Origin of the sequence: Psychrobacillus sp. NEAU-3TGS (assembly GCF_029955155.1) — a bacterium.
Lineage (GTDB): Bacteria > Bacillota > Bacilli > Bacillales_A > Planococcaceae > Psychrobacillus.
In genome coordinates this window covers 568694-588276 of sequence record NZ_JAPNOZ010000012.1, presented here as the reverse complement: position 1 = coordinate 588276, position 19583 = coordinate 568694, and the positions used below count along the sequence as shown (strand labels likewise).

27 protein-coding genes, 2 pseudogenes and 1 riboswitch are annotated in these 19583 nt (G+C 33.5%); of the genes and pseudogenes, 27 read left to right on the top strand and 2 right to left on the bottom strand.

Going from position 1 to position 19583, the window contains the following annotated elements; genetic code table 11:
- The first annotated feature begins 157 nt into the window (after window positions 1–157).
- The 16 genes from OR571_RS19310 (at window position 158) to OR571_RS19235 (ending at window position 10152) form a co-directional block, all read left to right on the top strand.
- Window positions 158–511, top strand: a complete 354-nt coding sequence (locus tag OR571_RS19310; protein ID WP_282245222.1) for an MBL fold metallo-hydrolase — start codon at window positions 158–160, stop codon at window positions 509–511.
- 82 nt (window positions 512–593) lie between these two features.
- Entirely contained in the window at window positions 594–1013 is a 420-nt protein-coding gene (locus tag OR571_RS19305) for a hypothetical protein (RefSeq protein WP_282245220.1), read from the top strand.
- Window positions 1014–1026: 13 nt separating this feature from the next.
- Entirely contained in the window at window positions 1027–1410 is a 384-nt protein-coding gene (locus OR571_RS19300) for a hotdog family protein (RefSeq protein WP_282245218.1), read from the top strand.
- Between the two features lie 67 nt (window positions 1411–1477).
- Window positions 1478–1843: a hypothetical protein gene (locus OR571_RS19295; protein WP_282245217.1), complete on the top strand. Its 366-nt coding sequence runs from the start codon at window positions 1478–1480 to the stop codon at window positions 1841–1843.
- 203 nt (window positions 1844–2046) lie between these two features.
- Window positions 2047–2796 carry a DUF2268 domain-containing putative Zn-dependent protease gene (locus tag OR571_RS19290; protein ID WP_282245216.1) on the top strand — a complete coding sequence of 250 codons (750 nt, stop codon included), beginning with the start codon at window positions 2047–2049 and terminating at the stop codon, window positions 2794–2796.
- 16 nt (window positions 2797–2812) lie between these two features.
- Window positions 2813–3043 (top strand): DUF2268 domain-containing putative Zn-dependent protease, encoded by a 231-nt coding sequence (locus OR571_RS19285; RefSeq protein WP_282245215.1) that lies wholly within the window; start codon window positions 2813–2815, stop codon window positions 3041–3043.
- A 171-nt stretch (window positions 3044–3214) separates the two neighbouring features.
- Window positions 3215–4156 carry a sensor domain-containing diguanylate cyclase gene (locus tag OR571_RS19280; protein ID WP_282245213.1) on the top strand — a complete coding sequence of 314 codons (942 nt, stop codon included), beginning with the start codon at window positions 3215–3217 and terminating at the stop codon, window positions 4154–4156.
- A 174-nt stretch (window positions 4157–4330) separates the two neighbouring features.
- Window positions 4331–4960 carry an HD domain-containing protein gene (locus OR571_RS19275; protein WP_282245212.1) on the top strand — a complete coding sequence of 210 codons (630 nt, stop codon included), beginning with the start codon at window positions 4331–4333 and terminating at the stop codon, window positions 4958–4960.
- Between the two features lie 495 nt (window positions 4961–5455).
- A complete protein-coding gene (locus OR571_RS19270; protein WP_282245210.1) occupies window positions 5456–5752 on the top strand; it encodes a PepSY domain-containing protein in 297 nt (98 codons plus the stop codon).
- Between the two features lie 92 nt (window positions 5753–5844).
- The gene (locus OR571_RS19265) at window positions 5845–6168 is read left to right on the top strand and encodes an ATP-binding protein (protein ID WP_282245208.1); all 324 of its coding nucleotides are present in this window, start codon (window positions 5845–5847) and stop codon (window positions 6166–6168) included.
- Window positions 6169–6229: 61 nt separating this feature from the next.
- Complete coding sequence (locus tag OR571_RS19260) at window positions 6230–6631, top strand: hypothetical protein (protein ID WP_282245207.1); 402 nt, start codon at window positions 6230–6232, stop codon at window positions 6629–6631.
- 158 nt (window positions 6632–6789) lie between these two features.
- Window positions 6790–7080 carry an RDD family protein gene (locus OR571_RS19255; protein WP_282245206.1) on the top strand — a complete coding sequence of 97 codons (291 nt, stop codon included), beginning with the start codon at window positions 6790–6792 and terminating at the stop codon, window positions 7078–7080.
- Between the two features lie 336 nt (window positions 7081–7416).
- Window positions 7417–7908 (top strand): AraC family transcriptional regulator, encoded by a 492-nt coding sequence (locus OR571_RS19250; RefSeq protein WP_481900415.1) that lies wholly within the window; start codon window positions 7417–7419, stop codon window positions 7906–7908.
- A gap of 67 nt (window positions 7909–7975) precedes the next feature.
- On the top strand, window positions 7976–8320 hold the full coding sequence (locus OR571_RS19245; protein WP_282245205.1) for an avidin-fold protein: 345 nt from the start codon (window positions 7976–7978) through the stop codon (window positions 8318–8320).
- A 165-nt stretch (window positions 8321–8485) separates the two neighbouring features.
- Window positions 8486–8734 (top strand): hypothetical protein, encoded by a 249-nt coding sequence (locus OR571_RS19240; RefSeq protein WP_282245204.1) that lies wholly within the window; start codon window positions 8486–8488, stop codon window positions 8732–8734.
- Window positions 8735–9639: 905 nt separating this feature from the next.
- Window positions 9640–10152 (top strand): hypothetical protein, encoded by a 513-nt coding sequence (locus OR571_RS19235; protein WP_282245202.1) that lies wholly within the window; start codon window positions 9640–9642, stop codon window positions 10150–10152.
- Window positions 10153–10493: 341 nt separating this feature from the next.
- On the opposite strand, the pseudogene OR571_RS19230 reads toward OR571_RS19235, so the two are convergent.
- Window positions 10494–11124, bottom strand: a pseudogene (locus OR571_RS19230) (homoserine/threonine efflux transporter).
- Between the two features lie 139 nt (window positions 11125–11263).
- Between OR571_RS19230 and OR571_RS19225 the strand changes: the two are divergent.
- The 11 genes and pseudogenes from OR571_RS19225 (at window position 11264) to OR571_RS19175 (ending at window position 19105) form a co-directional block, all read left to right on the top strand.
- Window positions 11264–12091, top strand: coding sequence for a TrmB family transcriptional regulator (locus OR571_RS19225; RefSeq protein WP_282245201.1), 828 nt, complete (start codon window positions 11264–11266; stop codon window positions 12089–12091).
- A 246-nt stretch (window positions 12092–12337) separates the two neighbouring features.
- Window positions 12338–12775, top strand: coding sequence for a YflT domain-containing protein (locus tag OR571_RS19220; RefSeq protein ID WP_282245199.1), 438 nt, complete (start codon window positions 12338–12340; stop codon window positions 12773–12775).
- 289 nt (window positions 12776–13064) lie between these two features.
- A complete protein-coding gene (locus tag OR571_RS19215; RefSeq protein WP_282245197.1) occupies window positions 13065–13520 on the top strand; it encodes a GNAT family N-acetyltransferase in 456 nt (151 codons plus the stop codon).
- Between the two features lie 84 nt (window positions 13521–13604).
- Window positions 13605–13895: a hypothetical protein gene (locus tag OR571_RS19210; protein ID WP_282245196.1), complete on the top strand. Its 291-nt coding sequence runs from the start codon at window positions 13605–13607 to the stop codon at window positions 13893–13895.
- 32 nt (window positions 13896–13927) lie between these two features.
- A complete protein-coding gene (locus OR571_RS19205; RefSeq protein WP_282245195.1) occupies window positions 13928–14395 on the top strand; it encodes an SRPBCC family protein in 468 nt (155 codons plus the stop codon).
- 83 nt (window positions 14396–14478) lie between these two features.
- Complete coding sequence (locus tag OR571_RS19200) at window positions 14479–14949, top strand: DinB family protein (RefSeq protein WP_282245193.1); 471 nt, start codon at window positions 14479–14481, stop codon at window positions 14947–14949.
- Between the two features lie 143 nt (window positions 14950–15092).
- Window positions 15093–15767, top strand: a complete 675-nt coding sequence (locus OR571_RS19195) for an AlkZ-related protein (RefSeq protein WP_282245191.1) — start codon at window positions 15093–15095, stop codon at window positions 15765–15767.
- Between the two features lie 297 nt (window positions 15768–16064).
- Window positions 16065–16541 carry a GNAT family N-acetyltransferase gene (locus OR571_RS19190; protein ID WP_282245189.1) on the top strand — a complete coding sequence of 159 codons (477 nt, stop codon included), beginning with the start codon at window positions 16065–16067 and terminating at the stop codon, window positions 16539–16541.
- Between the two features lie 585 nt (window positions 16542–17126).
- Complete coding sequence (locus OR571_RS19185; RefSeq protein WP_282245187.1) at window positions 17127–17600, top strand: hypothetical protein; 474 nt, start codon at window positions 17127–17129, stop codon at window positions 17598–17600.
- A 227-nt stretch (window positions 17601–17827) separates the two neighbouring features.
- Window positions 17828–17947 (top strand): annotated as a pseudogene (locus OR571_RS19180) (glycerol-3-phosphate acyltransferase); the annotation flags it as partial.
- Window positions 17948–18215: 268 nt separating this feature from the next.
- Window positions 18216–18352: riboswitch (FMN riboswitch) on the top strand.
- 159 nt (window positions 18353–18511) lie between these two features.
- On the top strand, window positions 18512–19105 hold the full coding sequence (locus tag OR571_RS19175) for an ECF transporter S component (RefSeq protein WP_282245186.1): 594 nt from the start codon (window positions 18512–18514) through the stop codon (window positions 19103–19105).
- Between the two features lie 217 nt (window positions 19106–19322).
- On the opposite strand, the gene OR571_RS19170 is transcribed toward OR571_RS19175, so the two are convergent.
- Complete coding sequence (locus OR571_RS19170; protein ID WP_282245184.1) at window positions 19323–19571, bottom strand: ferredoxin; 249 nt, start codon at window positions 19569–19571, stop codon at window positions 19323–19325.
- Window positions 19572–19583: the final 12 nt, after the last annotated feature.

The window sequence follows — 19583 nt, the reverse complement described above, 5'->3', positions numbered from 1 at the left end:
AAAGAATAAATAATTTTATTTTAAATATTCCGAAATTATGTGTAATTAAAGTTGAGTGAACGCTCAATCAAATTCAAATTATGGTTCCTTAATGGGGGAATAGCTTTTGAACAAATGAACTATTGTTTTCTTTGAAAGAAAATTTCAAAGTGCAAATATGGTTCTTGTTAAGGATGAGCTATCGATTCTTATTGACACTGGTTTCGGTAGTGATGTGAAAGAAACAGAGCGATTAATAAGAGAAGCGGGTGTTTCACCGGAAGAATTAAACCTTATCGTGAACACGCACTATCATAGTGATCATGTTGGTGATTCGGAAGCCTGCAGTGCCGAATGGCTTGATCATCCTGTAGAACCTTATCAAGTTGATAGAAAGCTCTCTAATAATGAAGAAATCTATACTGGAAGTAGAACATTACAAGTTTTACACACACCTGGACATACATTGGGACATATTTCCTTATATGAACCAGAAGAAAAAAATTTTAATCTGTGGGGATCTCTTTCATAACAATGATATTGGATGGTTAAATATTTTTCGCGAGGGCGTTTCGTCTATCCAAAGATCTTTAGAGAGCTTGGAGCGGTTGTCGATGCTTCCAATAGAAAAAGCTTACTCAGGACATGGGCCCCCAATAGAGAATCCTATGGCCTCTATTGAGGCGGCAAGGAGCAGATTCGAAAAGTGGCTCACAATGCCTGAGAAGATTTCATGGCATGCATGTAAAAGAATTTTTTCATTCACCTTAATCATGAAAGATGGATTAGCCAAAGAAGAGATCGATGACTATCTGTTGCAGTGCGGCTGGTTTCAAGATTTTGCCCGTTACTCTTTTCAGGTTCAGCCAGAACAATTTACTAAAATCCTGCTCGATGAAATGATTCGTTCCGGTGCTTCAAAATGGCAAGACAATCAGTTAATCGCCACTGCTACATATCAAGCACCAGCAAAGGAATGGATGGATCAGACCATAAAACCGAAAGAATGGAAGGCTTTATTAAATTCATTTTAAAGGGGAAATTTAAATGTCATTAAAAGTGGGAGATATCATTACGTTTGAACGGGATTTTACCGCAAGAGATGTAGAATTATTTACAGAAATCTCGGGAGATGAGGGGATTCATCATCTGACACCAGATGAACAGGGAAGACTGGTAGTTCAAGGGTTACTTACGGCTACTCTGCCAACAAAAGTAGGTGGAAATCATAATGTATTAGCCCGTTCCATGCATTTCGAGTTTTTAAGACCTGTGTTTACGGGAGATACAATCATTTGTGAAGTGACAATTGACCAATTCGAGATACAGGAAAATAAGAATAATAGAACAGCTATTACAGCCTCTTTTATATGTAAAAATCAGCATGAAAAAGAAGTGTTAAAAGGGAATTTTGCAGGAGTGATTCTTTAATATTGCATGCTGCATGCAGATACCCATATACTGACCAATGGCCTATTTTAGGAAGGGAATTATGTTTTTGAAAACAAAACAAATCTTTATTTTTATCCTTATCCTTGCCTCAGCTTCCCTTATTGCAACTGGTTGTAAAAATACTGAAACCGAGGAGAATATAGTAGAAAGTGTAAACACAAACACTCAGATTTTAAATTCGGTATTAAATTATATGGAAGAGCAAGATTGGAATTTTGAAACATACTCAAGAAGTGACTGGGAAAAGGCAACATTTAAAAGAATAACGATTGATGACACTAATAAAAGTATAGATCAATCATATATAGGAAAAGAAGTTTTTACAGTTACTATAGAAGATGCTATCGCTGCACCTGAAATATTTGTTGACCCGGACTCTTTACAGGTGATTGGCATAATTCTTGGAGAATAAATACCAAACTTAGTTGATTAAGTTGTCCATATGCTTTGATAGAAATTGGAATGTCTTATTAAGCTAACGAGTGCTTTACTTCAAGAAGGGGTAAAGCATTTTTTCATATTCAATTAACAAAGCATTATAGTGAAATAAGAGTATCATTGATTTAAATAAAATAATTCTTTTCTATATCCTAATAAAGTACATGGAGAGATAGAATGCGACGTTTGAAAAAGTTAGCTATTTTACTGTTATTTGTATTGTTCATATGGGGCTGCACAGAGGTTAAACAACAGGATGAAGAAATAGAGGAAGAAGCTCATGAGATAATGGAGGATGACAATAGTTCTGCTGAAACTACTTACCGTTTTTCATATAAAGGACAGGAATTTAAAATTATATCATTTTTCGACGAAACGTTGGAATACGCAAGAACAATCAGTGAGAACACTGAACTTGATAAAAAAGCTATCTATACAGAGTATGTATTAGAACCATTTAAGGAGCAATCCTCCATTAATGATATCACATTAGGCGACCCTCTTTCACCGTCTTGGGAAATAGAGCACTTAGAAAAAAAGACGAGTGAGCTACTTGAAAATCAAGAACAAATTAATAAATGGATAGAGGCAGCCATATCGGAATCGGCAGAACTGTTACCAGGTAAAGATACTAATATTTATATTTTTCCGGTTAATCCTGAGGAATGGCATCTCATTAATACAGGGGGAGGAATGAGTGGTATGACATTTTCTGAAAGTGATTTATTACTGATGATTGATCCATCCGTTTCAGAAGAAACAGTAAAATACATTGTGGCTCACGAATATCATCACACCGTTAATATTTTGCATAATAGTGTACCGATTGAGTATAACATCTTGGATTTGACCATCCAAGAAGGCAAAGCAGATTACTTTGCAAGTATTGTATATCCTGAAACAAAAGTCATTTGGAAAGTTATCTAATGAGGAAGAGGCTAATGTGTTAGAAGAATTAAGCTTGAATGGCCAATCTATGAATTTTGTTATTTACGATAAATTGGCTTACGGCAATTCACGTAAAGATATCCCGAGTTTCTCGAATTATAAAATAGGTTATCAAATCACGGAAAGCTTCATTGAAAATAATCCTGATATTTCTATATTGGAATGGACAAAAAAGGGTGCCAAGGAAATTGTTTCGGGCAGTAAATATAGTGATTTGCTCCAGTAGTTGAAATTTTAAAGAAATAACTTTTTCACTGTTTAACTGTTATTGAACAAGTGGGCAGATTTTTGAACCCACATCGTTATCTATGTTAACCTTAATAGAAATAGTGAAGGAATTATTGCACTTAATGTTCCGATAAAAAATAATTTTTGATAGTAATAGAGGTGCTGCTTTATGGTAATAACGTTACAAGAATTACAGATGTATAGAAAATTTGATGAGCTTGCTAGTGATGTACTTGATCTTGCAAAAGAAATTTTGCCTGACAAATTGATTTATTTAACCTCCTTTAGTGATAAACAGCAAATTATTCTAAAGCTTTCAAATGAAGATACGAGTATTCTCTTGACTGAGGGAATGGTTATAAACCTTAACGAAACGGTTTGTAATCGAATTGATTTTAAAAATAAACAACCATTAATGTATGAGGATATTAAAGATGGAACTTGTTCAGTCGATTTGAGAAATATTCTCGAAGAAGTCAATATTAAATCGTATCTGGGAATTCCTATTTCGCTTGTGAATGGGGAAAGGTTTGGGACATTGTGTGTGGCGCATCATGAAGAAAGCCATTTTGACAAAAAGAGCATAAATTTGCTTCAAAAAATAGCCAAGATGTTTGCTTATTATCTGGAACTAGAGCATTTTGCTTATAAAGACTCTTTGACAGGACTATACAACAGGCATTATCTCTCCAGGTATTTTGAGGATCACTCTAAAACTGGAGGAGTACTATTCTTTCTTGATATGGATGGGTTTAAAGAGGTAAATGATATACACGGTCACGATACTGGTGATCTGGTGTTAAAGGAAGTTGCTCGAAGGCTTCAACAATTTGTAAATGAGCACAATGAGGCATTTGCGGTAAGACTAGGGGGAGATGAGTTTGTCATCCATTTCGCTCAGCTATCTACTAGAGAGGAACTTAGTGAGCGAGCGGAATATGTGCTTAACTGTCTAAATACATGGGATAACAAATATCAACTCTCCACAAGTATTGGAATAGTATCCTATCCTGTCGATAGTAACATCAATTTAAAAACGCTTCTTAAAAATGCAGACAATGCCTTATATCGTGCAAAAACAGCAGGAAAGAACGCTTATAAGTTTTTTTAAGCGACTCTTCTAATTAGATTAGAGACTGGAAAGGTGATCATTAACGATCGCCTTTTCTTATAGTGCTTAAATAGACGATCATTAAAGACTGGCTTATTGTACAACATAATAAATTAATATAGTAAGGAAAACCATACATAGATAAATGAAAATATGCTAATTGGAGGAAAAATAATGAGAGAAAATTTGATAGATATACTGAAAGTAATTAAATTAGGAGAGAAACTAAAATATGAACTACGGCACAGTTGGCTATCTACTGGTAGGCAAGAAAGTGTAGCGGAACATACTTGGAGAGTATCATTAATGGCTATGCTGATCGAACCTTATTTAGATAAAAAGGTTGATATTGCAAAGTTATTAAAAATGATCATAATCCATGATTTGGTGGAAGCTGAAGCAAGAGACATACCAGCATTCGAAACGATGAACAACATGGAAAAAAAGAAAGAAAAAGAAATGAATGAGATGAGAGCAATCGAGAATATTAAAGATACTCTAAAAGGGAAATTAGGGGAAGATATATACAATCTTTGGATCGAATTTGAAAACAAACAATCGTTTGAGGCAAAAGTAGCAAATGCCTTAGATAAGCTGGAAGCACAAATTCAACATAATGAGGCGGATATCAGCACTTGGATAGATGTAGAATATCAAATGAGTTTTATGCTTGGTAAGCATACGGACTTTAATACAGTTTTGACACAGTTCAAGGACATTATTGAAGAAGAAGCAGAGATAAAAATAGAAAATGAAGGTATTGTTGAAGTGGAAAATGTAAAACTTAATTTAGTTAAACAATAGCCAAAGATTAAATCATAGGAGGTCAGCATTTCTCCCTTGTCCAAAAAATACATAAAGTTTACTAGAAAAGATCCAATAGATTCTCCAACCGTACGGATCAACCGGAAATACTATCCGTAAGAGCTCTACTAATATATGAGGAAGAATATTATGGATAAGCAAAAGCTATTGTTTGAATAACAAAAATCTTATAAAGATTATTGGGTTAAAGCGTCATCAGATGGGTTAGAGTCAAACACTAATTTAATTTGGTCTGATAATGAAGATGGTTATGAAAGACTATAATATTATTTCCATGACACTAGGAAAAAATTAGGGGGAAATCTAATCGAGAAGAGGAACATCATCACATTTATCATTTATTTAATAGTCACAAGTCTCTGCCTGTTCTACTTTTTTTACGATTCGAAAGAATACGAACGGATAAATTCCCTTTCTTATTTTGTACCGAATATACTAACGTTATTTTTAGTAACGTGTGGATATATTCTGTTTATGGCTTTTGGTGATAAAAAAGATAAAGAGATACTCTTTAAAATAATCGTTTGGTTTATAATTGGAATTGGGAGTAGCACTCTATTATATAAATTCGTCAAACCTAGTTATACCTATGCTGAAGCAAAAGCAATAGTAGAGCAAAGATACGACGCAGAGGTGATAGACAGTCATTTTACAACAATCACTCAAGTAGAATCTGGTAAAGAAGTCTACCGTATGAATGTCATTATAGATTCAAAAGAAATCGAGTTAGTTTTTAATCCGTATACACAGGAAATAATATTTCTTAAATAAAATTACTTAGAATTTTATTGGAGAAGGGAGTTCCTATTTAGTATACGTTGAAAGTTTCTGTATGTAATTATTTCTCTAGGATGAAGCTCCTGATGAATGCAGACAAATATTCTAAAGAAAAAAAGGCTAGCTTTATCTCGCTAAAAACTGGTTTTGACAGTGTAAAAAATAGATATTTTCTAAGGATAACTGACAATGGTATCGGAGTGCTAAATTCTGATCTTCCTTTCATTTTCGATAAAGGGTTTACAGGAGATCACCCTTATAGAAAGCAGTCTACTGGCATTGGAGTATATCTTGTTAGGAAATTATGTGATGAATTGCAGATTGAAATCGAAGTTGAGTCTAAGTATGGAAAGGAATTTGTCATTCAATTTCTCTTTACGAAAATTGAGGAACGGTGCTTTTATCATTAGCAAAGCAGTTTAATTCAATAAAAAAATCGGGAAATGGGATAAAAACAATTCATGGAGAGGGGTGATTTCTATCAAGAAGATCACTTTAGCATTGGTATTTTTGATACTCCTATTACTGTTTGCATGCCAGGCGAAGGAGAATGATCTAATATTTAGTGGGGAGGGAGAAAATTGGTCCTCCAAAGTAACTGTTAGTCAGACTGACGGAGATGAAAGCTATAAATTTCAGATTAACTACAAAGAATACAGCAAACAGGATATTCCTAATTTTAGTTACAATGTTGAAGCAAAGAATGGCGGAGTAATAGATTTTAGTGAGAATAATGTTTCTTTAGATAACGAAGGTTTATATCAAAGCGATTTCCCGATTTCTAATAGTGCCTCTACAAGTATAAAAGATGAGTTAGTCATAAAAGTAGAATGGGATGGAAAGAGTGAAGAGTTTACCTTAATAAAGAAATAATTTAATGGGCTACAGGTGCTTTACTTCAAAAGGAGTAAAGCTTTTTTATTGTACAAATTCAGTAGGTTAGTAGTTTAAAATAATGGTATAATTTATAGAAAATTGGAAATACGGAGGATTAGATGAACTCAATAAAACCCACAGGATTTGGTATAAGAATGGTAGCAAATCTGATGGATTTTTTAATTATTTCGTCCATAATTGGTTTCGTATTTTATATGATTAACGGTAATTATTTAATAGAATGGACAGAAGGACTTACTTTTAGATTTTTGTATACATTGTATTTTACTGTTATTCCTATTTGGTGGGGTGGATACATAATTGGTAAGAGAATTTGCAAAATAAAAATAAAAAGGTATAAAGACGATCAAAACGTAACGATAATCAATATGGTATTGAGTTCAGTCCATTTATATGTTCTCAAAAGAGGAGCATCAAGATTATAAATCTTAGCATCTAGTGTTCCCAACATAAATGGAGAATGGGTCGTTATAATAAACTGACAGTTTAATAATCTTGCCAGTGCATTTATTTCTTCCGCCAATTTAATTTGTTTTGTAGGTAAATCTGAACCCAAGTATGTATATGTCCAGAAGCAACATCTATTACATTTTATCCTTTCACTTATGTAAGTAATAAACAAACAGATAATAAACGAATTGATTTTGATCCAATTACTGTTAATTTAATTTAAATTGAATTGAAAAATTGAACTTAAGCAACAGGGCCGAAAAGGATTTATACAAAAAATAGCGAATAAAGAGATTATGCTATTTTAGGAGATGATCAATATAGATATTGTAATAAAGGAATTACCTGAATATGAGGTAGCGTTTGTAAGACGAGTTGGAAGCTATTTTGAACCACAGGATCATTGGGAAAAATTGATGCACTGGTCAAATGAAAATAGAATTTTTCCACCTCACCAATCATTTATAGGGATATCTTTAGATAACCCTGAATTTGTGGAAGGTGATAAATGTCGACATGATGCCTGTGTTACCATTCCTGCAGGATTTGAAAAAGAGAAACATACTAGTATCCAATTCAAAAAGTTAGATGGAGGGCAGTATGCTTGGTATCCATTTTATGATAAACCAGAATTATTGAATTTAGCTTATAAATATATGTTTGAACAGTGGTTGCCAAATAGTGAGTATGAGGCAGATTACGCTAGATATAATCTGGAATTTGGTTTGAATAACCCTTGGGAAGACCCAGATGGGAAAATGAAAGTTGATTTATTTGTGCCGATAAAAAAGCGAATATCTTAAACTGTTGAAATGCTGAAAACATTAACGAAGAAGATTATACAAAACTCTTAAGCGGGGGGAAAAGAAAGTGATAGATTATAATGGTCGTAGCTTTGTTTCCATTGAAAATACAGATAACGGTGAGGTTTCTTCTAAGACTATTTTTGATTACAAACAAGAGGGACATATCATCTCAGCAACATATGGTGGAGGGGAAATTGTAAAAGGGACATTGATCGGAGTAATAAAGGAAGACGGTTGCTTAGAATTTAGATATAACCACGTTAATAACAAAAATGAAATTAGAGGTGGACAATGTACTTCTACTCCTAAAGTTTTACCCGATGGGCGAATAAGGTTATATGAAAATTGGAAATGGCTTGATTCTGAAGCTACTGAGGGGAATTCAATTATTGAGGAAATTAGTGTATAAAACGATTGTACATGTTTGTTTATCTTTATTGTGTTAAAGATGCTTACGTTAAAGTTCATGGGTTGCTTAGGCAGCTCTTTTTTCATATGGAGTTAATACTGCAAGTACTGGAAATATTATGAGGGAATGTTACATTAAGAATAATAAGTTAAGTAGAGATGGAAAATGTTATTACTATGGCAACTTTCATTATTTGTTTCCATTGCAACTTTATTTGTTGGAGTTGCTAAGACGTCTTGGGTGTTCTTACTAATTAGTACGATTACATTTATACCGATAGCATATTATTTTTCAGGAGCAAACAATGCTTGGAAATACGTTGGTTTAACTCCGTTCTTTCTACTTTTTCTAACTATATTTTTTTGGTTTATACATAAGAGAAAAACTGGGGTAATTCGGAAGCAGTTGCGTTAAGAGGAAGTTAAGTGCACCAGGCTTTGTCACATAGCTGTTGGAGTCAAATTAACGAGGCAAGTTGTCCACCACTGGAACAAAAAGATTATTGAATCTAAAATGAGGTAATCTCATAATTAATATTAAGATTAAATGAGGTGCTCTTTTATGGAAACGAAGGAAACTGAATTTCATGAAAAATGGAAAAGAATCAGAACGGGCGGTTATTCAACTTTCTATAAAGGTAATATTCTTAAATACTATATGATAGTTTTATTAATATTGTTTGTATTTATAGATCATACAATTTTTTAGAACCTTCCTTTGCTATTCAAATTTTCGTGTTGTCCCTTTATTTTGTGACCGCTTTTTTTATAGCCTCATTTGCTATCAGTTATTCATGGAGAAGGAATGAAAGAAAATATAATCAACTGAGTAGGTGAAAAGGGTGAGAAAGATAATATTCCAATTATTTATGTATGTGAATGGGTTGTATATCTTTATGCTCTGCTATTTGTCTTTATCTATAATATAATTAGTCTCTTTAACTTAATCTATATAGATATGCCTTGGGAAGAGCCGTTTCCTTAACTTATTCCTTCGAGAAGTCATTGTTTATAGTGTTAGGGATGGCTTTGATTATTTTCTTGTAAATACGATATCTAACTGGTAATAGATTATATAAAATTGTAAAAGAAGTTGTTTGGGGAGTTCTCCTCGGGTTAAACACATTTAGTTGTCTGCTTTGGTTGATTGTTAGTGATATTCCTAATTTGACTAAAGGTGATCAGGTTTTATTTCTGCTAATCCCTTTATTAAGCATCCTTCTTACCATTCAAATAACTTTAAAATTACGAAAATAACTGAAATGAACATGCTTTCTAATTCAACTAACAGGCAGTATCTATCAAATTTTGGAGGATAATATGAAAAGACAGATGTTTATTATAATTGTTTTCATTTTAATACTAGCAGGATGTAAGGATCCATCAAGCTCAGTATGGGAAAATAGTGATGTAAATAATATAACCCAAATAGAAAAGTTGGAAATGACAAATGAGCAAATGAAAAAGCAAATATCTGATATGGAAAAGAAGGATGAGGAAGAAAAAGAAGCATTAAGGACAACGTTGAATTTAGCATTCCAACTTCTCACTGCAATAAATAATAAAGATTATGAGTACATTACATCCATTTCTTCCTCCAATATTCGAGTGAATGTAGAAGAAAGAACGATCTACTCTACTGACTATAGCTATAAAATGAATGATATGCCTTATCTATTAGAAAACCTAGAGTATCGTTATTATCAAATGGAAAACGATAAGCTGACAATTGGCTTTGCAAATTATTTTTCTGAGGGACATAGTACTATCAACATTGGATTTATCAAACAGGAGGGACAATGGCTATTTGATTATGTAGTGACTGATGCTTAGGACTATGCAATCATGAAGAGATAATCTGGTGATGAAAAAGCAACTTCTCGAAGTAGAATTTAAAGATCCTATTTCAGATAATGGGGGAGTAGTTGAATAAATAAGCCAACATGACATTCATTATTAGAATAGATATATTTACTTCTGCCTTCGGTGATTTGGCTAGAAAATAATTTGGATTTAGTTATACAGTGCCTAGTACATATCTAATTTCCCTTTGCAAAAGCCGAATAATATTTGATTTAACCAAACAAGATAAAAAGAAAAGCCGAACTACGACGAAACAATAAATTAAAGTTTCGTGGGTTAGTCCGGTTTTTTATTGTCTGAAATTCTTTTTCTTATATGCCTGTTTTTATGCCAAACCCAATTAAAATTAATCCCGTTGATTTTTGGAATGCCTTCTGGAATTTGGAGTTGTTCAACCATTTTTTTGCATAATCAATCACATAAACAAGAGTTAGAAACCAACAAACAGCGAGTAAAGTAAGGATGAAGGCTAACATAATCAATTGCTGATTTACATTTTCATTCAAATCGATAAATTGAGGCATGATCGTTATATAAACCAAAACAGTCTTTGGATTGAGAACATTACTAAGTAATGCTTGCATAAAGGAACTTTTATTATGTTGATTTGAATATTTTGTAGGTGTGTTTGCTTGTGATTGAATCTCTTCTAAAGAAAACATGCTTTTAGTAAAAAAAACTTCTTATCCCTAAATAAATTAAGTAGGCGGCTCCCAAATATTTAATGATACTGAAAAGAACAACAGACTTTGCAATGACAACAGATAAACCGAGAATGGCGATAAGCGTCCAAAAAGAGAGTCCCGCTGCCATACCGAGTACCGTAAAACGTCCAGCTTTTGGACCATAAGCGAGCGTATTTTTCACTAGCAACATCGTATCTACTCCAGGTATGATAACCATCATTGCAGCAATTGAAATATATATTAGTAAGCTATCCATGTTGTTTCTCCCTTCTCTTTCTGTTAGTGACTACCGCAGTAACTACTTATAATTATATCAGAATATTTTGGATAAAATCAATAGATTTTGTTAAACTATTAGTTACAAAGGTAGCGACTAAATTTGTCTTGGAGGATATATGAAGGAAAACATTTTAGATACATTAAAAAATTTGAATTTTACCGAATATGAAGCAAAAGCATATCTTACCTTATTACAAGAATCACCATTAACTGGCTATGCAGTTGCAAAACATTCAGGTGTGCCCCGATCGAAGATTTATGAAGTTCTGGAAAGTCTCGCCATGCGAGGAGATATTCTGATCAGTCCCGGAAACACACCACTCTACTCTCCTATTCCTGCAAAGGAACTAATTAAAAATCGCCGAATGAAAGCAGAAGAGCATTTTGAACTGGCAGAAAAATCATTAGCAGAGTATAAACAATCAGCAAATGACCGTGAAAACATCTGGAACATTACGGGACGCAATGAAATACTTGATAAGGTAAAAGCTTGTATAACATCTTCCCAAAAAAGAATTCTCTTAGAAGTCTGGAAAGAGGATTTTGAAGAAATGGAGACTGAACTGAGACAGGCAGCAAAAAGAGGAGTAAACGTAACGATTATTGCTTATGGGGAAATCGCCTCTGATTTTGCTAATGTGTACCTCCATTATATGGGGCATGAAATTACCGAAGAGTATGGGGGACGATGGATTGTCATCAGTGGAGACGATACAGAAGTTGTAGCGGGTATTGTCTCGCTGGGTAAAGATAGCCGTGCAGCATGGACCATGCATGTAGGTTTAGTCATGCCAATTACAGAAGTGATGATTCATGATTTATATCTTATGGAAATTATGGAACAACATAAAGAACTTTTGGAGCAGAGCTTTGGGAAGAACCTCGTCAATTTACGTCGCAAATTTTCCATCCATCCAGATTTTAAAAAACATTATGTGAAATAGATTTGTACTGTACTTGGCTATTATTAAACATACTGATACTTTAGTTAAACAAAATCATCATTTAGATGGTCATCTAAATGAGAAAAGTTGAAGTAAAGCACGTCCCAAAATTGTTGGGCCGTGCTTTTTAACGTTAAAAAAACATTCTAAAGATTGTTAAAGGTAGCGAGAAGGTGAAACGATGTCTAGAAAACCGAAAGAACGGGTATAGAATACATAGTTGGAGTAAACAGGAGGTAATTATTAATGACTAATCATATTTTTGGTGTATACGAAAATGAACAACAAGCGGCTGAAGTTGTGGAGGAATTAAAAGAAAAAGGCTATACAACAGAGGAAATTTCAGTTATTGCTAAAAATACAGAAGAACTATCGGAGATCACACAGGAAGTAAAACCTTCCACTAGGGATGGAGCCATCGCAGGAGCTGTAACTGGCGGAGCCATTGGTATAGCGGGTGTAATAGCAGGGTTATCCACTGTGTTGATTCCCGGATTTGGCGCTGTGTTGGCTGCAGGTCCAATCCTTACAACAATTGGAGGAGCAGTAATAGGGGCAAACGCTGGTGCTGGCGGACTAAAGCATGCTCTAATGGAAATTGGAGTTCCCGATGAGGAAGCCGAACGCTATTCTAATGATGCGGATGAGGGAAAAATCCTAGTATTTCTTCATCCCAAAGATTGAGAGAGGATTAGATAGTTCAGGTTGATACTATTAATAATATCTTAGACCATCTTTTCGATGGTCTATTTTTACGTCTAGAATATCGGGCGGATTTTAGGGAGGATTTGAATGAAGAAAAATAGTATAATTAAAATAGTCTAAAAATTAATTGCAATTAATTAGACATAGTTGTTAGAGGAGGCGTTCATTATGACAAATATTAAAACAAATATTATGAATGATAACATGGGGATAACGATTAATTAACAAGGTTGTTTAGCGTTTCCCTACATTATGGAAGGGGAAAATTATGAATAAAGAAAATGTGAAAATAGCAGAATTAAATGCCGAGAACTGGTACGATTGTTGTGAATTAGAGGTATCACCAGAACAGAAAGAATACATGGAGCCCAATGCTATATCAATAGCTCAATCCAAATTTGAGACGACTTTAAAGCCATATGCTATTTATGCAGAAGAGAAGATAGTTGGTTTTCTCATGTACAATTCTGTTCAAGAAGAACTGGATGGTTATTGGATTTATCGAATAATGGTAGATAAGAAATTTCAAGGTAAGGGTATAGGTAAAGCTGCAACTGAGTTAATGATATTAGAAATGGCTAAATTACCTGATGCGAAAAAAATTATCGTAGGTTATCATCTAGAAAATTTGGGAGCACATAATTTATACTCAAGTTTAGGATTTATTGATCATGGCGATAGATTCGGTAAGGAAATGGCAGTTATCTTAAATGTAAACGACTGAGAGCTAAATATGATGATTTAATAAGAATGGGCCACTTTTTGGTCCTTTCTTTTTATGTTTTATGGATTGAGGAGGGATGTTCAAATGAAGATAATTCTTCAAGCATTTATTGGTTCGATCATCATTCATATAATTTATACAGCTTATACGATTATGGGTGGTTATATAAAAACAAAATATTATAATCCAGATATACCAAAAGGATGGGAAACAGTGGACGTGCTTCAAAATGAAGTAGCGTTCGGCATGATCATTTCCCCATATTTCTTTTTATATTCTATTTTGAGTGTAACTGTTATTTGTGCCATTATCCTATTTGCTTATGAAAAATTATTTAAGAAGAAGGTAAGTACTTCAAGAAGGGTTAGCGCATAAAAGGAAAAACTTATATAGGGAGGGTCCACACATTGTTAATAACAAGCCAAACGGAGATTCAAGCATCTAAGGAGGTAGTATTCTCTTACTTAGAAGATAATGAGAAACAAAAAGAATGGATGACAGGATTAGAAGGAACGGAGTATTTAACGGAGTTTGATAGTAATAATCCGGTTGGTATAAAGTTCAAACAAAGGTTAAGAGAAGGAAACCGTATTCAAGAATATGAAGGACAAGTTACGGAATACAATAAAAATAATAGATTAAGTATTCAAATGAATCATCCTTCTTTCTTGATCAATCTTTCTTATAAACTTCAAGAAATTAGTACGAATTCTAGCATTCTTTACATTACAGAAGAACTAACAGCTAAGACTGTTTCAGGAAAGATAATAAGTATCATTTTTCGTGTATTTATGAAAAAAGGCTTAGAGAAACAAATGAAGGAATTGAAACAGTGCGCTGAAAAAAATAATAATGCTTTGGCACACTCAAACTAACATCGCAGTTTAGTTGAACAAAAGGACTTTAGATAAGAAAATCGAAGTATATAGAGGAAGTTATTAAATGGGAGGGAAAAGAAATGGAAGTAAAGACACTTTTGTTACAACAATGGGCAAGCTGCTTAGATGAAGAAGACTGGTTTCCACCACTTGAAAAAGTGCTAGAGAATATCAGTTTAGAGCAGGCACTTTGGAAGCCAGCCGACGGAGCGATGAATTCCATTTGGGAATTAGTTTGTCATTTGCTTTTCTATAAAAAGAGACTTCTTTTGCGATTCCTTGGTGAAACAGCGAATGAACCCCAAGCAGAAAATAATAAGTCTACATTTAGAATACCAACTGAGACATCTGAAAATTGGAAGAAAACAAAACAAGAATACTTTTATGTTCATCGAGAACTTGAAAAAATACTAGCAAAATCAGAACAGGAAGATTTGTATAGACAGATCCCTGGAGAAAGATCATTAGTGCTGGAGATGAAGAGTTTAGCAATGCACGATGCATATCATATTGGGCAAATTGTATTCCTAAGTAAAATGCAAAGAGCTTGAGCAGGGAAACGTAGCTATTAAAAAGCTCGAAAACGGGGACTTTCGATTCGGACGTCCCCATATTTTATGTCTTAAAACAACCAAACAACCATACTACTTAACAAAGCCTTTGATATATGTCTATTCAAAAAGGAGATAAAAAAGTGGAATATAAAGTAAAAACCTATGAAGATGCGGTAAAGGTAATAGAAGAAATCGGATTACTCCCCCTTGCCCCTTTAATACCGGATTTCCCTTCATTAAATACCATTACTCAGCCAGAGTACTGGCATTCTGATACAGAGTTCGATCCTTGGATTTGGAGAACAAAATTCTCAGCTGATGGAGTTGCAGGATACGGCAAATTCATAAAGAAAAAATCGATTTTAGTTTCAATCCGGCTTCTTCCATATGTGAAAAAGGTCATAGGGTATGATGAGTCTGTTGAGGAGCGCTACTTTAAAGGGAATGTATCAAAAGAAGCGTTTGAAATTTACAAAATCATTACCCAGTTGGAAGGGATAGATACAAGGGCTTTAAGAATAAAAGCAGGTCTAAAGGAACGCGATAAAAAGAAGCTATTTGAAAACGCGTTATTAGAATTGCAAGGATCAATGGATATTGTCATTTCAGGCATAGAGGAGAAAAGAAATGAAGTCGGGGAAAAGAATGGGTGGAGCAGTACAGCTTTTGAAACATATGATTCTTGGGCTAAAAGAAATAAAATAGAAACAATAAATATAGACAAAGCGGAATCAAGAAAATATCTTTTATCCTTTTTTTCTAATGTATGTAGTAATGAATCACTAAAGAAGCTCGAAAAAATATTTGCATTGTAATGAGAAGAGATGTTGGGAATTAATTTAGAACCGACAAATAAGATTATGATAAAAGATAAACTCTCAATATATATTTCTTCAAACAGTACTATCTTCTGAAACAGTTCCAGTTACTAATTTTCAATCAGGGCAATACAAGTGCTCATTTTTATTGAATTGAGGAAGTTTATGAAAGGTTTCACTTAAACTAACGGGGCAGGTTAGTTGAACAAAGATAGTTAATTAAATTATTTTTAGTGATGTAATCACTACATTAAGAGTGGTAGGATATAGTAAAAATGAATGGAGAATTATATTATGGAAAATAGCGGTGTTGAACTGAAGCATTTTTCAAGTGAGCATATGAGAGTATTGAACTCTTTTGTACTTACAGAAGAACAAAAACAATTTTCTGCATTACCAAACAAATTTGGGGAAGTTACAGAAGGACAGTATCGTATTGTTATTTTAAGTGATAAAACTCCTGTTGGTTTCTTTCTTCTAAATTCAAATGATCGAGTTAAGAAATACTCCACTAATTTGAACGCTTTGTTATTAACTGCACTATCAATTAATAATACAGAGCAAGGAAAAGGCTACGCTAAACAAGGGATGTCATTACTGATTGAATTTGTTAAATCAGAATTCCCTGAATGTGATGAAATTGTATTAGTAGTAGATATAGATAATATTCCAGCTCAAAAACTATATTTAAAAGTAGGATTCGAAGATACAAATGAGAGACAAATAGGGCGTATCGGCGAAGAAATTATCATGAGACTATCAATAAAATAATGTATAAGACCCTAACTAATAATAACTGCATTTTACGGTGCACCAAATTTATCAATTATACAAATAGAAAAATGGTTAGCTAATTACCATAAATTTCAAGTGAGCAGGTTAATAAATCAACGCCTTAGAAAATTCGAAAATTATAATGGAGGTTATTAGCTTTGCAAAAATGCGAGAAATGCAATGCACATTTTAGCTGGAGTAAAATCTATGAATCCTTCTGGCGGAGTTATTATCCTATAAAAAGAAACGAATGCGATACAACACATAAGATAACAATAGCAGGTTAATTTTTGTATCTTATACTATTCTTACAGTGCTCACCTTTGGTTATTTTCTGTCTCCTTTTAACAATGATCTTGTGACATTTGGCATAGCTATTTATATTTTAATAATTGGTTCTTTGTTGGCACCTTTTCTTGTTACTTATAAAGAGTCTTTGTGAACTAATGTACTTAAACTAACGGGTGCTTTAGCAAAATAGGGCTGTCAGGAGACAGCTTTTATTGTTGTTATTGAACTAAAGCGGCAGTTTAGTTGAAGAAGGATTAGGATTTGAAAACTTAAATAAAGGAGGGTTACTTAATGAAACTTCCTAATGGAGTAACTGGTTTTTATAATGCAAAACATAATAAACCACCAAAAATTGATGAAAAACAATTTAAACAGATATGTTTTAATCTCATTAGTAATAATGGCGGAGAAGTGTTAGATTTTAAAGAATCACAGGTAGCCACTAAATTTTTTGATGTTGAAGCTAAAGTTTTTAATAAACATTTACATATATTGCTTAATGTACATTATCCTTTTATGGCTTTTGCTTTAGATGTGGAATATGGAAAGATTACTTTTATTAATGAACCTGAGTTATTTAAACACTTTAACTCTTTTTACAATGTTCTGGAGACTAAGGAACTGAATGCACCTGTAATACTAAGGTTAGGTTCTAAAAATACCGTTTTACAAAATGACAATGAATTGAATAGTGATGAATTGGAACAAATAGCTTATTGGAAGCCTTTAAGGATTGGTGAGATAATATTTAACTGTTGGGATTAGAGTTACATAAATCGAAATTATCTTGTTCAACTAACGGGTACTTTAGCAAACATGGCCATCATTTCGAAGGTCTATTTTTATGTCCAAAACATTAAGTTGATCGCAGATATGCAATTTGAAATGTTACACTTAAACTAAAGGGGCAGTTTACCTAAAGAAGGATTGCAGGAAAACATGTGCAATAAATAGAAATACTTAATTAACAAACTATCAAAAGAGAAAATACTTTGAACATTTTAACTTTTGATCTAAGTTATTTAATTGGCTCAATCTCTATTGGTTTAGTAATCGGTAAAATATTTTATAAGAAAGATATTCGTGATTACGGTAGTGGTAATCTTGGTGCAAATCTATAATGTACATCATTCCATCACTCGTCTTCCCTTCCTATATCTGGTCATGAGCCGATGCTTGAACTTTTATCTTGGATGTTGTTTAAAGGAGAAGGATACACTTATATAGCAACTTAGAACGCCTTCATATTCTATTTATTTATACAATACACAGTAAAATGATAGGTATTAAATGTTTTTAAGCAACTGTATTGCATTACATATGAAACTTTGATAAGATGTATTTAATTCAAGATAAAGCTTGAAGGATAATAAAATATTGATTCATCTTCGGGGCAGGGTGAAATTCCCGACCGGCGGTATTAGAAATTTATTTCTTCAGCCCGCGAGCCGTTAAGTTAAGGTTGATTTGGTTAAATTCCAAAGCCGACAGTATAGTCTGGATGGGAGAAGGTGAAGGTGCAGTCGTTTTTCGTATGCTCTTATACGGATACGCTTATTTAAGTGTACCTTTTACTCCTTTAAGCCTAAATTCAATAGCTTAAGGGATTTTTTGAGTAAAAAAACGTGCTGAACCTTTCTTCTTGTGGAGTGAATCGCAAAAGGAGAGAGGATTTTATGTTAAAAGGTAAGACGCGAATGCTGATCGCAATCGCTATGTTAAGTAGTATTTCTTTTGTATTAATGCTTCTTGCATTTCCATTACCAGCGTTACCAGCTTATTTGAAAGTGGATTTTAGTGATATTCCTGCACTAATTGCAGCAATCACGATGGGACCACTTGCTGGTATTCTTGTAGCATTTTTGAAGAATGTGTTAGATTGGTTGTTTGCAGGTAGCCCGACTGGTGTTCCAGTAGGACATATGGCAAACTTCGTAACAAGCATTTTGTTTTTGACGCCAGTTTATCTTATTTATCGCAAAGCTACATCATCTAAAGGAATTACGTTCGGATTAGCTTGTGGGACGATTTCCATGGCAATCGGTATGAGTGTATTAAACTATTATGTATTTTTACCGATGTATGCTTATTTCTTAAATTTCCCAATGGAAACAGGAACAGCATTATTCAATTCTATCATTTTCGGTATTTTACCGTTTAATCTTATAAAAGGTATTTTAGTAGCAATTGTCATGATTGTTTTATTTAAACGAATGAAGCCATTACTAGATAAAGTGACACATTCATTTGGCACAGCCAATATAAATTAACGTTAAAAGGTCGTTTCTCTTATTTAAGAGAGACGACCTTTTTTAAAGAATAAACAGTTTTATACGTAGAGGCTGCTTCTCCATTTTTCAAATAATGAAAATGTACGTTCGTATATGTTATATTTGTTTTAGGATGATTTGAGCAGTAATTTAGAAAAGAAAAAAAGAACATGCAAGGGTTTTAAGCACCTTACACATTCTTTACGGGTTTCAAAGTCTATTCATACTTTAAGGCGTCGCCTTCAAAAGATTCCTCTGCTACTTTAATAGAATCGGTAGGGCAACCCTCAAATGCATCTTCCATATCCTCTAGTAGTTCATCTGGAACTTCTGTAGTACCCGTGTTATCATCTAAAATAACGAAAGCAATTCCTTCATCGTCATAATCGTATATATCTGGTGCAGCAGCGCCACATGCGCCACATGCGATGCATGTATCCTGATCAACAATTGTATATTTAGCCATTCCTTAATTCTC

Coding starts and splice junctions, on each gene's coding strand:
- OR571_RS19270 (WP_282245210.1), top strand. CDS start 5,456: ATGGCTTTTGGTGATAAAAAAGATAAAGAGATACTCTTTAAAATAATC.
- OR571_RS19240 (WP_282245204.1), top strand. CDS start 8,486: ATGTTATTACTATGGCAACTTTCATTATTTGTTTCCATTGCAACTTTA.
- OR571_RS19275 (WP_282245212.1), top strand. CDS start 4,331: ATGAGAGAAAATTTGATAGATATACTGAAAGTAATTAAATTAGGAGAG.
- OR571_RS19210 (WP_282245196.1), top strand. CDS start 13,605: ATGAAGATAATTCTTCAAGCATTTATTGGTTCGATCATCATTCATATA.
- OR571_RS19175 (WP_282245186.1), top strand. CDS start 18,512: ATGTTAAAAGGTAAGACGCGAATGCTGATCGCAATCGCTATGTTAAGT.
- OR571_RS19290 (WP_282245216.1), top strand. CDS start 2,047: ATGCGACGTTTGAAAAAGTTAGCTATTTTACTGTTATTTGTATTGTTC.
- OR571_RS19185 (WP_282245187.1), top strand. CDS start 17,127: ATGAAACTTCCTAATGGAGTAACTGGTTTTTATAATGCAAAACATAAT.
- OR571_RS19200 (WP_282245193.1), top strand. CDS start 14,479: ATGGAAGTAAAGACACTTTTGTTACAACAATGGGCAAGCTGCTTAGAT.
- OR571_RS19255 (WP_282245206.1), top strand. CDS start 6,790: ATGGTAGCAAATCTGATGGATTTTTTAATTATTTCGTCCATAATTGGT.
- OR571_RS19250 (WP_481900415.1), top strand. CDS start 7,417: ATGATCAATATAGATATTGTAATAAAGGAATTACCTGAATATGAGGTA.
- OR571_RS19265 (WP_282245208.1), top strand. CDS start 5,845: ATGAATGCAGACAAATATTCTAAAGAAAAAAAGGCTAGCTTTATCTCG.
- OR571_RS19280 (WP_282245213.1), top strand. CDS start 3,215: ATGGTAATAACGTTACAAGAATTACAGATGTATAGAAAATTTGATGAG.
- OR571_RS19190 (WP_282245189.1), top strand. CDS start 16,065: ATGGAAAATAGCGGTGTTGAACTGAAGCATTTTTCAAGTGAGCATATG.
- OR571_RS19170 (WP_282245184.1), bottom strand. CDS start 19,571: ATGGCTAAATATACAATTGTTGATCAGGATACATGCATCGCATGTGGC.
- OR571_RS19235 (WP_282245202.1), top strand. CDS start 9,640: ATGAAAAGACAGATGTTTATTATAATTGTTTTCATTTTAATACTAGCA.
- OR571_RS19310 (WP_282245222.1), top strand. CDS start 158: ATGGTTCTTGTTAAGGATGAGCTATCGATTCTTATTGACACTGGTTTC.
- OR571_RS19220 (WP_282245199.1), top strand. CDS start 12,338: ATGACTAATCATATTTTTGGTGTATACGAAAATGAACAACAAGCGGCT.
- OR571_RS19305 (WP_282245220.1), top strand. CDS start 594: ATGCTTCCAATAGAAAAAGCTTACTCAGGACATGGGCCCCCAATAGAG.
- OR571_RS19225 (WP_282245201.1), top strand. CDS start 11,264: ATGAAGGAAAACATTTTAGATACATTAAAAAATTTGAATTTTACCGAA.
- OR571_RS19215 (WP_282245197.1), top strand. CDS start 13,065: ATGAATAAAGAAAATGTGAAAATAGCAGAATTAAATGCCGAGAACTGG.
- OR571_RS19300 (WP_282245218.1), top strand. CDS start 1,027: ATGTCATTAAAAGTGGGAGATATCATTACGTTTGAACGGGATTTTACC.